This window comes from Actinophytocola sp. (assembly GCF_036378875.1).
In the GTDB taxonomy this organism is placed as follows: Bacteria; Actinomycetota; Actinomycetes; order Mycobacteriales; family Pseudonocardiaceae; genus Actinophytocola.
In genome coordinates this window covers 77,541-89,398 of the sequence record NZ_DASUVO010000028.1, presented here as the reverse complement: position 1 = coordinate 89,398, position 11,858 = coordinate 77,541, and the positions used below count along the sequence as shown (strand labels likewise).

7 protein-coding genes are annotated in these 11,858 nt (G+C 70.3%); 6 read left to right on the top strand and 1 reads right to left on the bottom strand.

Annotation, left to right across the window (positions count from 1 at the left end; genetic code table 11):
- Window positions 1–50 precede the first annotated feature (50 nt).
- The gene (locus VF106_RS08280; protein ID WP_330839005.1) at window positions 51–1,034 is read right to left on the bottom strand and encodes a LysR family transcriptional regulator; all 984 of its coding nucleotides are present in this window, start codon (window positions 1,032–1,034) and stop codon (window positions 51–53) included.
- Between the two features lie 83 nt (window positions 1,035–1,117).
- Here VF106_RS08280 and VF106_RS08275 point away from each other — a divergent pair, with 83 nt between their 5' ends.
- The 6 genes from VF106_RS08275 (at window position 1,118) to VF106_RS08250 (ending at window position 11,847) form a co-directional block, all read left to right on the top strand.
- Window positions 1,118–1,429, top strand: a complete 312-nt coding sequence (locus VF106_RS08275; RefSeq protein WP_330839004.1) for a DUF6317 family protein — start codon at window positions 1,118–1,120, stop codon at window positions 1,427–1,429.
- A 46-nt stretch (window positions 1,430–1,475) separates the two neighbouring features.
- On the top strand, window positions 1,476–2,396 hold the full coding sequence (locus VF106_RS08270; RefSeq protein WP_330839003.1) for a hypothetical protein: 921 nt from the start codon (window positions 1,476–1,478) through the stop codon (window positions 2,394–2,396).
- Window positions 2,397–2,592: 196 nt separating this feature from the next.
- Complete coding sequence (locus tag VF106_RS08265) at window positions 2,593–3,057, top strand: hypothetical protein (protein WP_330839002.1); 465 nt, start codon at window positions 2,593–2,595, stop codon at window positions 3,055–3,057.
- A gap of 20 nt (window positions 3,058–3,077) precedes the next feature.
- A complete protein-coding gene (locus VF106_RS08260; protein ID WP_330839001.1) occupies window positions 3,078–5,981 on the top strand; it encodes a tetratricopeptide repeat protein in 2,904 nt (967 codons plus the stop codon).
- A 2-nt stretch (window positions 5,982–5,983) separates the two neighbouring features.
- Window positions 5,984–11,395: a CHAT domain-containing protein gene (locus VF106_RS08255; RefSeq protein WP_330839000.1), complete on the top strand. Its 5,412-nt coding sequence runs from the start codon at window positions 5,984–5,986 to the stop codon at window positions 11,393–11,395.
- Entirely contained in the window at window positions 11,392–11,847 is a 456-nt protein-coding gene (locus VF106_RS08250; protein ID WP_330838999.1) for a hypothetical protein, read from the top strand. The genes VF106_RS08255 and VF106_RS08250 overlap by 4 nt, the downstream gene beginning before the upstream one ends.
- The last annotated feature ends 11 nt before the right edge of the window (window positions 11,848–11,858 follow it).

Below are 11,858 nucleotides of genomic sequence, written 5' to 3'. Positions count from 1 at the left end.
GCGGGTCAACGAGGTGGCACACACAGAGCTAGACGGGTTCTCACCTGCACCTATAGACGAATTGAATAGCTTCCGGGCCGGGTGGGCTCCCACTGCGACGCCATGCCGACGAACGCCTCGGCGGCAGGGGACAGCGGCCCGGACCGCCACAGGAGCCGGACCCGACGGGCCACCGGTGGGTCGATGGGACAGGTCACCGCCCCGAGCGCGGCCGCCGCCTCAGCCAGCGGCCGGGGAAGCAGCGTCGCGCCGGCACCGGTCAGCACGAGCGGGACGATCGCCGCTCGATGGGTTGTCTCGACCGCGATCCGCAGTGGCCGTCCCGCCACCGACAGCGCCGTGTCGATGAGGGTGCGGGTGGACGTGCCCGGTGGGGTGGCGATCAGGTCGAGCATGCCGACCTCACGCACGGAGATCCGGTCGCTCGTCGACAGTTCCGTGCCTGGTGGCAGCACGGCGAGGATCTCCTGCTCCGGGAGTTCGAGCATGCTCAGCCCGGTGGTCGGCACCGAGAAGTCCGCAAGCCCGAGCTCACACTGCCCACCGCGAATCATCTCGGCGACGGCGGCGGCGTGCTCCGGATCGATCACGCTGAAGTCGATGCCCGGGTAGCACTGGCGGAACGCGCCCACCATGGGCGCGAGCGGATCCACCGACAGCGTGGTCAGCGCCACGATGTCCAGCCGCCCGGCCACGAGCCCGCTCACCTTCTGCACCGAGCTGCGGACCTGGGCGAACTCGCGGAGGACCTGCTGTGCGGGGCGAACCAGCGCCTCACCGGCCGGCGTCAGGCTCACACCTCGCCCGAGTCGGTGGAACAGGGTCGCCCCCAGTTCCCGCTCGAGGGCCCGGACGGCGTACGACAACGACGGTTGCGCGATGTGCAGCGCGGAGGCGGCGCTGGTGAAGCTCCCGTGGGCGGCGACCGCGAGAAAGTACTCCAGGTGCTTGCGTTCCATGATGGCGTCGCTGTTCCTCTCGCGCGCGGTGCCCTCGGCCCGCCTAGCGTCGCCGAGTTGCTCCTCTGTGGACAAGAGGCGGTTGTGGCGGCATTTCTACCGTGCCCAGGCCGGCGGGACCGGACGTAACGTCGCGACTCGACGTCCAAGGAGGGACCATGAGCGCCAGCTTCCATGTGTCCGTGTCGGAAGTGACCCGGTTGGCCCGCACCTTCGCGGAGCGGCAACAGATCCCCGCCGACCTCGGTGGTCCACTGCGGCAGAGTGCCGGTGGGATGCGTACGGGCGATCCCGCGCTCGACGCGGAGGCCAGGCAGTTGTTCGACCAGTACCAGGCCCTGCTCGACGGTGTCCGCGACGCGTTCGACTACACGGCGGGAGCGCTCACCGACGTCGCCGACGCCAGCCAGCGGTTCGACGAGGAGCGCGCCGCGGAGCAACGGGAGCAGACGGGGATCGCGCATGGCTGAGCAGACGAGGCTGCCGGGCTTCGGCGATCCGGCGAGCATGCGGCAGATGGCGGACAGCGCCGAGCGGACGACCAGGAGCCTCGAGGAACTGAAAAAGCTGGTGCAGACGGACGTGACGGCCACCCTGCGCACGGCTTTCGAGGGCGAGGCCGCCACCAGTTTCGAGCGTTTCGCGGACCGCCTCTCCAACATCCTCATTCCGGGCGGCGGAATCGGCAGCCCGACCAGGGTCTACCACGAGAAGGTCAAACCCGCCGCCGAAGCCATGGCAAAGGCGAGGGAGCTGCTGGCGGAGGCGGAACAGTTCAACAGCGCGAACGGCCTCTACATCCGGCCCGATCTCACGGTCGACGTGGCGGACCCCAACCGAACGGACGCGCAGGCGCTGATCGCCGTTGGGCAAGGCAAACTGGACGTGGCGAAAAAGGCGGCCGACAACGCCCGCCAACAGGTCAAGGCCGCCAATGACGAGTTCGGGAAAACCCTTGCCATGGCACAGAAACAACTGGACGGGCTTGGCATGGTCTCCGGCGGCGGCCGAGGCAGGGCACGCGTGGCGAAGCCGTCGAAAGCCCTCGACTCGGTCGAGGAGGCCTTCAAGGACCGCGAGCTGAGCGACGCCAAACGAGACAAGAAACTCGACGACCTGTACACGCTGCACAACGACCGCGGCGCCGGCTACCGCGGTGAGCTGCTGAAGACCTACCCGATGCCCCAGGACGGTAAAACCTATGTGGGGCACCACAACTTCCCGGTCAAGAACGCCGCCGACTTCCGCCGCGTCCAGATAGACACCACCAACCCGATCTGGGGAAGCTGGGTGGAGGAAAGCCACCACCATAGTTTCAGCGGCGCATACGAGCGGGCCTGGGACGACTTCTGGCTCAACAAGAACCGCACCCGCCAGGAGGTCATGGACTTCGCCCGCGGCCTCGCGAAGACGTACAATTACAAGATCGGATTCTGACGCGGGGGCAACTCCGTTCAGGGTCACCTCACTCGTCGGAATATCACCGACGCTTTCGTGATCGCAGTGCTCGCACGTCATCGCATAAGCCGATCAGGGTCAGTTCAACCAATCCGGGTCACGCGCGGCAGGCGACCGGATAGCATGGGTCCACTTCCAGGTTTGGGGGATCAGTTCTGTCGAGGGGTGGACTCCTGTGGGTGCCGCGCACCATGCCGAATTGTTGTTCGACAGCGATGTCACGGAGGACGAGGAAGAGCACGTCGCCGCCGTGTTCACCGGGTTCGGCTACCAGATTCACAGCCGGCGCCGTCGGACCCACCGCGGCCCCGACGATCTCGGCTGGCTGGTGCTCGCGGCCCTGCCGTTACAGGCCTTTCTCAGCGCTCTCGGCGCGGAAGCCGTCAAGGACGTGTACGCCGGCGTGAAGAAACTGGCCAGGCGCGTGCCCAAGGCCGGCACAAAGGCGACGGACGGGCGAATTCCGCTCGTACTACAGGATCTCCAGAGCAACCTGCGGATCGTGCTCGAGGACGACCTGCCGGCCGAGGCGTACCGGAAACTGATCACACTCGATCTCACCGCCTACAAGATCGGACCGTTGCATTACGATCGGCACCGTCGCGCATGGCGGTCGGAACTCGACGAAGCCGCGGGATAAACGGACAAATGTGGCCGCCGTTGGGTTTGCGCAGAGCGCGCAGGGAAAGTTCTCATGGCGAGCGCGCGTTCGACCGTGGGGACTTCGCGGTTGCCGAGACCCTGTTCACCAAGGCGCTCGACCGGGTGGTCGGCAAACTCACCAAGGACACGGACGCGGTGGGGATCGCGGCGACCGCCAACCTGGGGCTCGGGCGGATCTGCCTGGCGCGCAACGACCTGCCCACCGCCGACATGCGGTTCGCCCAGGTGCGGCAGCTGCGGCCGGACAACTGGCAGGGCTTCTACTGGGCCGGCTGCGTCGCCTGCCACGCCGGCGACCTGCCACGCGCCGAATGGTTCTTCAACGCCGTGATCGCTCAGGATCCGTCACTGGGCAAGGCATACGTGCAACGGGCCCAGCTCCGGTTGTGTCAGGGCCGCGACGGTCTCGCGTTGCGGGACCTGTCCATCGCGGGCCGGCTGCGGGCGCTCGACGAGAGAGGGCGGCTGCTGACCGCGGTCGTGTTGTCGCGGCACGGGCACTGGCAGGACGCGGAGTCCTACCTGGTGGGACTGGACTCGCCGGACGCGATGGCCGTCAAGGGCACCGCGGCGTGGCGGCGTGGCGACGCCACGGCCGCGTTCGCCGCCTTCGACCAAGCCCTCGCCGGTGGGAACCGGGACGACAGCGTGCTTTTCCACCATGGCATCGCCGGCTACCGGCTCGGCCGGTTCTCCGCGAGTATCGAGTCCTGGACGGAACTGCTCGAGCGTCACCCCCACCACCGGCCCTGCGCGGAGCTGGTCACGGCCGCGTACCGGGCCAGAGCCGCCCAGCGATTGACCGGCGATGACATCGGCGGCGCCATCGCGGATCTGGACACGGTCGGGCGCCGTCAGCCGTCCGAGGCGCTGGACGAAACGATTTCCCTGCTGCACGCGCACGCCGCGGTGAAGGCCATCGCCGAGGACGACGACGCGCGGGCACGGACCCACCTCCGCGCCACCCGCCATCCGAAGGCCGAGCATCTCATCGCGCACCTGAGCTACGTCGGCGCCGACCTGGCCGCTGCCCGGCAGGCCTGGCGCCGGATCCTCGACACCAGACCGTCCGACCCGTTGGCGAGGTTGGGGTTGGCGATCTGCGCGGCACGGGACAACGAGCTGGCCGAGGACGACTTGCGCGACCTGACCACGAGTGGGCCCCACCCGATCCGCCGGGCCGCTGGTCACGCCATCGCCACGGCACGGATTCGCCGAGGCGAGTGGGCGGCGGCCTGCGACGTGCTCGAACCACTGACCGAGGATCCCTGGCGTACCAGCGTGTTCGCCGAATGTCTCTATCGCGTCGGGCGCCACGCCGAACTGCTCGCGATGCCCGACAACCCTTGGCAGCAGGTCGTTCGGGCAGCCGCCGGCGAGGCTGACGGCAGCATGCTGCGCGGACGGCCGGAACAGGAGCTGGCACTGGTCCGACGTGCCGCCGCGCTGACCGCCGCGTCGGACGGTGACTGGACCCGGGCGGCGGATTTGTTCGAAACGTGTGCCGCTGAGCGGGACTCGGGGCTGATCGAGGCGGTCGCCTACGGGTTGAGCGGCCGGCACCACCGAGGCGTCACACTGCTCCGTCTCGCCTGCGAGCGTGATCCCGCCGACTCCCGGTTGGGTCACGCGCTCGCGGTGATGCTGCTGCACCTGCTCAGTGCCGAACCGGAGCAGGGACCGGCCTCATGGCAAAGCTGCATCGGTGTGTGGATGTCCGTGGTGCACGACCAGGAGTTCTGGTCGGCATGGCGGGTGGACGCCGAGCGCCGGTACGGCTGCCCGGTACTGCCCGGAACGATCGATTCCCTCCGCACTCGGGTGCGAGAGCTCGTCGAACGTCGGGTGGCCGAGCACGGCGCCGACGGGGAACCGCTGCTGCTGCGCCGGGAACACGAGGCCGCGCGTGTGCTCGCCGAGCTGGGCGGCCTCCCGCTGCCGTCACTGGGGGCCGAGCGACTGGTCTGCGGTCCGCTGCGTATCGCCGAGCTCGGACTGCACCACGAGCTCGGCGAGTTCGCCGTGGACCTCGCGAGTGACGACGCCGAGGTCCTGTTTCGCACGTTCTCCCAGCTCGGGCTCGCCGAAGCGCACCTGTCGGCGGGGCGTGCGGCCGAAGCGGCGGAGCTGGCGCTGGACCTGCGCTGCCCGACATGTCGGCGTGCGGACTGGCAGGACGAGGACGAGCCACGGTTGTGTGCTCCGGCCTGTCCCGACTTCGACCGTTACAACCCGGCTTTCGCCGCTCTGGACCACAAGTACGACGAGCTCTTCGAATGTGGCGCCGCGCTCGCCACGGAAGCGTTGCTCGAGAGCGCGCGGGCGGAGATCGCGAAGGCGGAGCCGGACGTCTCGAGTACCACGCGGTGGTGGACGAAAGCCGTCTCGCAGGCGAGCCGGTTCAGCGAGGAGGACGTGGTGCTGCGGGAGATCGTGGACACCGCCCTCGGCCGGTCGGAAGGCTTGGCGCGTAAGGAGAACTGGACAGAGGCGATCACCGTGCTCGATGCCGCGTCGACCGTCGTCGGTACCAGGAGCGAGAAGGAGCGGGAGCGGCTGTGCGTGTCGCTTGCCAAGCAGCTCACGACCCGCGGCATCCTCACGTTCAACGAGGACCGCGACGATGCGGAGCTGGCCCGGCAGGACCTGAGCCGCGCCGTCGCGCTCGCCCCGCACAGCAAGCGGGCCTCGTTGAATCATGGGCTTGTGTTGCGGGACATGGCCTACGTCCAGGCACGCACCGATGTCGTGGAGGCTCTGCGTCTGCTGTCCGAGGCGCTGCGGGAGTTCGAGCGCGGCCTGACCCACAAGCCGGGTGACCCGGACCTCGTCAAGTTCCGGGACGGTATCCGGCACGACTTCAACCGGGTCACGGCCGACCTGCTGGGCCGGGGGTGGTAGCGGTGTTCGACGAACTGCGCGTCCGGTTCCGCCCCATCGGTGAAGGCCGTTACCTCGCCTTCGCCAACGGGCCGGTCAGAGCGGCCACCGTACTCCGGATCACGGACGAGCCGGCCGTGTTGCGTGCAGAGTTCAACCACCTGATCGACGTCGAGCTCGGTAACGCACCCGGCGCGCTGGACGCGATCCCTCGCCTGCGCGAGCTCGGCCGCAAGGTCTTTCGCCTGCTGTTCGACGACACGTTGAGCGCCTGCCTGCGCGACGCCCAGGCTCAGGTGCAACGCAACGGGCACCGCCTGCGTGTGCGTTTCGACCTGCCGCCGGAGCTGCGTGACCTGCCGATCGAGACGCTGCGTTCGCCGTCGGAACGCTCCGAACAGACACTGGCCCTCAACGCCACCGTCTCGCTGGTCCGGTCGCTGCCGGGAGACCCGCCCGGTCACCGGCTGCCGGCACCGACGGATCCGCCCGACTTCATCCATCTGCTCGTCGCCGTGGCATCCCCGAAGGCGCTACCGCCGATCGGGTCCGCCGCGGAGCTGGACCGGCTCCGCGACGAGCTGCCCAAGATGGAGATCAAGACCACCGTGTGCGAGCACGCGACGATCCAGGACATCAACTCCTGGCTCGCCGATCACGCGAGCGTGCCGGCGGCCGTGCTGATAATCGCGCACGGGGACTACGACGAGGCGACGAGCGAGGGCGTCGTCCTGCTGGAGACCCGGGACGGGTCCGTCGACCGCATGCCTGGCCACGTGCTCAGCGGCATCCTCGTCGGCGCACAACAGCTCCGTCTCGTCGTGCTGAACCTGTGCTCCGGCGCCAGCACGACGAGCGTCGAACCGTTCTCCGGCGTGGCGCAGTCGCTGGTCGGCCGGGGCGTTCCGGCAGTGGCCGCCATGAGTGGCATGGTGACCGACCGAGCGGCGACCGTCTTCGGTCCCAGCCTGCTCGGCGCCATCAGCCGAAACCAGACGGTGGACGAGGCGCTCATCGCCGCCAGGCAGGCGGTGGCCACCCTGCCCGGCCAGGTGGTGGAGTGGGCGACGCCCGCGCTGTTCCTGCACGAGGCGTGCAGTCACGGCTGGCTGTTCAAGGCACTCGACGTGCACGCCGACAAGGCACAGGATCCCCTGCGGCTCGGTGAGGACGCGGTCGCGCGGTTGAAGACGCCCAGGTTCGTCAAGATCGCCAACGTGCTCGCCGCGGCGCAGTACCAGCGCATCAGGTACGACTGGGAGGGCGTGCTCAGCACGGTGACCACCGGGCGGCAGAACGACGACCAGCTGCTCATGATCGCCGAGGCCCGGGTCGAGCTGGCGTGGCCCGCCATCGAACGCGCGTGTGCGGCGCTGGCGGCCGAGCAGGATCCCGCCGCGGCCGAAAGCGAGCTCGAGGAGGCCCGCGAGGTACGCGGGCAGATTCTCGACACGCTGGTCGAGGAGATCCAGGCCGTGCGACGGTTGTCCGAGTTGTACGGCCAGGCCCGGCAGGCGGAGACCGACCAGCGGTGGGCCGAGGCCCTGCGGTACTACGAAGAACTGGCCGTGTGGCGGCCGGAGGGGTTTCGCGACGGGCAGGACCGGCTCGCGACCGTTCGGCAGGAGGCCGAGTTCGACGACCGCTATGCCGCCGTACAGGCACATCTCGAGGCGGGTCGTTGGCGGGATGCCCTGGCCGCGCTTGTCGTGCTGCCCGAGACGTACCGGGATGTCCAGGCCTGTCAACGGTATGCGACCGGACGGCTGGCGGACTCCGAGGACCGGTGGGCGGACGCGGTCAACTCCTATGCGCGGTGCGCCGGATATGCCGACGCGTCGGCCAGACTGGCGTACGCCAACGGCCGCCTCGCGGCGGACAACGATGCCTGGGCGGCGGCGCACGACCACTTCGCGACCGCACAGCAACTGGGCATGACGCCGGACGACTGGTCCACATACGTGACGGGCCGCCTGACCGAGGCCGGCTGCCGGTGGGCCGAGGCCGGCGAGATCTTCGCCCGCCTCGGCGAGTTCCGCGACAGCGCGTCGAGGGCACGGTTGGCCGCTGGTTGGCTCGCCGTCGAGTCCGGCGACCTGACCGCCGCGGCGACGGCGTTCAGCGAGTTGGCCGAGGTCGGCTGGGATGTCGCCGCCGCGCTCGCCGACGTCCGCGACCGGCAGTACCAGGACGCCGTGGCCGCCGAGGACACGCAGAACTGGCCGGCCGCGTCCGCCGGGTTCTGCGCGCTGCCGGCTGACCACGAGGACGCCGCGGCACGTGGGGCCTACGCAGAGGCCCGGGTTGCCGAGGAAGCCGGCGACTGGACGCTCGCGGTCGACCGCTACCGGGCTGGCGACCACGCCGATGCCACGGCTCGGCTCGCTTACGCGCTCGGGCGCCTCGCCGAGCGAGCCGGTGCGTGGGACGAGGCGTTCCAGCACTTCGCCGCGCTGCCACCGGACCTGCGCGACGCGGGAGCGCGGACCCACTACGTGACCGGTTGTGCCGCCGACGACCGCGGCGAGTGGGCCGAGGTGATCGCGGGTTTCGGGGAGCTGCCCGACGACTTCGCCGGCGGAGAGGTCGGCAGCCGGCGGCGGTTCGCTCGAGCCAGGATCGCGCAGGGCAGGCAGGAGTGGCGGTCGGTGCTCGCCTCCCTCGGGCAGGCTCCCGACGACGCGCGGGACGGCATGGTGGGGCTCCTGCGGTGCCAGGCCCGCGGCGGCCTCGCCGAGGCGGACGGCGACTGGGCCGCCGCCGCGGCCATCTACGCATCGGCGGCCGACCGTGATCCGGACATCGAGCTGGCGCACCGGTACGCGTCGGCCCGACTGTCCGAACAGGACGCCCACTGGGTCGCCACGCTCGCCGGGTACGCCGACCTGCCGCCGGGTTACCGGGACGTGGGGCCGCGTCGCGCCTACGCCCTGGCCCGGCTGGCCGAGCAGGAGGGCCGGTGGGCGGACGTCCCCGGCGCGTACGCCGATCTGCCCGACGACTTCGCGGACGTGGCGGTCCGCTCTACCTACGCCCGGCTGCGACTGGCCATGGTCGACGAGCACTGGACCAACGCCGGGGACATCGCCGAGTCGCTAGGCGACTACCGCGACAGCGCGACCCTGCGGCACTACGCCCACGGTCGGGCCGCGGAACAGCGGGCGGACTGGCCGGACGCCGTCGCGGCGTACCGCGCCTGCGGGGACCACGCGGACGCGCCGGCACGGCGGACCTACGCGACGGGCCGAGAGCTCGAGGGCGCCGGCCAGTGGTCGGCCGCGATCGCGGCGTACCGACAGGTCACCACGCCGCTCCTGGACTGCGCGGAGCGGTTGGACCGGCTGGACCGGCTGCGTGCCGCGCTGCCCTGGGCGGACGGCCTGACCAGCGCGACGCTCGTCGCCGACCCGATGTCGCTGTCCGACGAGACATTCCCTTATCGCGCGTTGAGCTCGGTCGGCGTCACCCCGGCCTCGCCCACCGACCTGATGCAGGACGCCGCGTACAAGTTGATGGAGCGCGGCGGGATGAGCTGGCAGGAGCGGGTCGCCTGGGACCAGCTGCGCACGCCGGCGAAGCGCATGGTCGTCGACGCCGGGCTGTACCGGTTCCACGACCCCGTCGCGCTCTGCCGGGAACTCGACGCACTCGAACCGGCGAGCCGGTCCACGCTGCTCGACCGGCTGCGTGCCCAGCTGTCCGACGACGCCGGGCTGATCACCCTGCTCGCCGGCAACCGGGCCGAGGCCATCGCCGGGTGGCGACGACGGCTCGCCGCGGCGCCCGGCGACATGCGTGTGGTGCACAGCCTGGCGATCGCGTCCTTCTGGCACGCAGAGGAACTCGAGGACACCGGCGCGTGGGAGCAGGCCGAGCAGGTCTGGCGCACCGCACTGGCCTGCTGGGCGGTGCTGCTCACCGACGACGAGCACTGGGCGGGCTGGCGCCAGACCAGGGCCGCGAGCTACGGCCACGCGGTCACCCCGGCCGACACGGCGCGACTGCGTGCCGAGCTGGGGAGACGCCTCGTCGACCTGCTGGTGGGTCACGCCGAACGGCACGCGGGTGCCGGCCGGACCCGGCAGGGGGACGCCTACCGGGAGCTGGTCTCCTTGCTGGAAACCGAACTCGAGGCCGCGCAGAGTGTGAAGGAGGCCGGTGGTCTGCCGCTGCGCGGTGAGCCGGCCAGCACGGTGGCACTGGGGCCCGCGTACCTGCGCGTGGTCGGACACCAGCAGGAGTTCGGCAGGTTCGTCGCGAACTCCGACCCGACGGACGTGTGCGAGGACGAGTCGATGCGTGCGGTGCTGCGCCGCGTGCGGTGGTCGTTCTCCGAGCTGGCCACGGCGTTCTCCGCCTTCGAGCACCACCGCTTCGACGGTGCGCTGCGGGCGTTGCCGGAGGTCCACCTCCGCAGACGGGTGGACCTGCCGGCCGACTGCGTCGGACCTGACACCGCCGGTCACGGCGAACCGGACTCCTGCGAGCACTGCCGGACGTTCTTCGAGCACAACCCGGCCTACACGTACCTGCCGCAGCGCCGTGCCAGGCTCGCGCAGGACGCGGTGGAACTGGCCGTCCGCGCCCACCTCTCGATCGCGCGCGGTCTGCTGGCCGCCAGCACACAGATGGACCGGGCGACGGCTGAGCTCGCCGCCGCGATCGCGGTCTCGGCCAACGCGACCATGACGGTCCGCACCCGCAAGGCGGTGATGCGGATGGTCCTGGGCCGGGTGGACGCGCTCGCCGAGACCGGCCGGCAGCAGATCCACCGGCTCGACGAGGCGATCGTCCTGGTGGAGAAGGCGTTGCCCGTGGTGGGACCGGCCGGGCGGGAGACGCTCAACCTGAAGCTGATGGACCTGTTGACAGACCGGGCGGTGTGGTTCGGCTCCGGCTGCCGGAGCTTTGGCGTCGCGCCGGACTTCGCACGCGCGATCAGCGATCTGCACCGTGCGCTCGAGCTGTACCCGGAGTCGGCCAGGGCCAGGGGCAACCTGGCACGAGCGCTGCACGGCGTCCACGACGAGCGCCCCGAGGACGACATGGCCGGCCGCCTTGACCTTCTGCGGCAGGCGCTCGCGAATGTACACATCGGACTGGAGCACGCGCCGACCAACAGTCGGTTGCGGGACACTCTCCGCGATGTGCTGAGCGATGTGGGAACGCTCCTGCTGGCCGACCTCACCATGCCTGAGTTGGGCAAGCTGGCCGAGAGCTACCGCGATCTCCCCCCGGACGCCCCGGAGGGGTCCGGCGCGCTGGTCGAGCAGGCGCTTCGGCGCCGCGCGGAGGGCGACCTGACCGGCTGTGCCCGCGACCTGGTCCGGGCCGTTCGCGCGGACCCGGCCGACTCACCGACGCGGAAGCTGCTGCTCGACACGCTCGAGGTGTTGACCGCCGAACTAGGCCCCGAAGGGAACTCCGCAACGTGATCAAAGATCCACTGACCGCCTGGCAGGGACAGTTCCCCTACGACGCGCTCGCACCGGTCGGCATCACGCCGCAGTCGTCACAGGCCGAGGTCAAGGATGCCTCGTACGCGCTCATGACCGGCAAGCTGATGCGTGAGCCCGCGGTGCAGAAGGCGTGGGACGAGCTGCGCGACCCACTGCGCAGGCTGATGGTGGACATCCAGCTGTACAACCTGGACCCGGTCGAGGAAGCCGGCAAGGCCATGGCGCGGGTCGAGGCCGAGAGGGCCGCGATCGGTGAGCCACCCGAACTCGCCGATGCCTTCACCATGCCGACCGACCTGCTCGACGAGCTGACCGGCGAGCTCACCCCGGTCCACCCGGAACCCCCGCCACCCGTGGTCGCACCGCCGGACCTGGCGGCGTTCCCGCCCTTGCCCATGGTCAACCGCCTGATCCGGTTCGATCGATAAACGCTGGGAGT

Coding starts and splice junctions, on each gene's coding strand:
- VF106_RS08275 (WP_330839004.1), top strand. CDS start 1,118: ATGAGCGCCAGCTTCCATGTGTCCGTGTCGGAAGTGACCCGGTTGGCC.
- VF106_RS08270 (WP_330839003.1), top strand. CDS start 1,476: ATGGCGGACAGCGCCGAGCGGACGACCAGGAGCCTCGAGGAACTGAAA.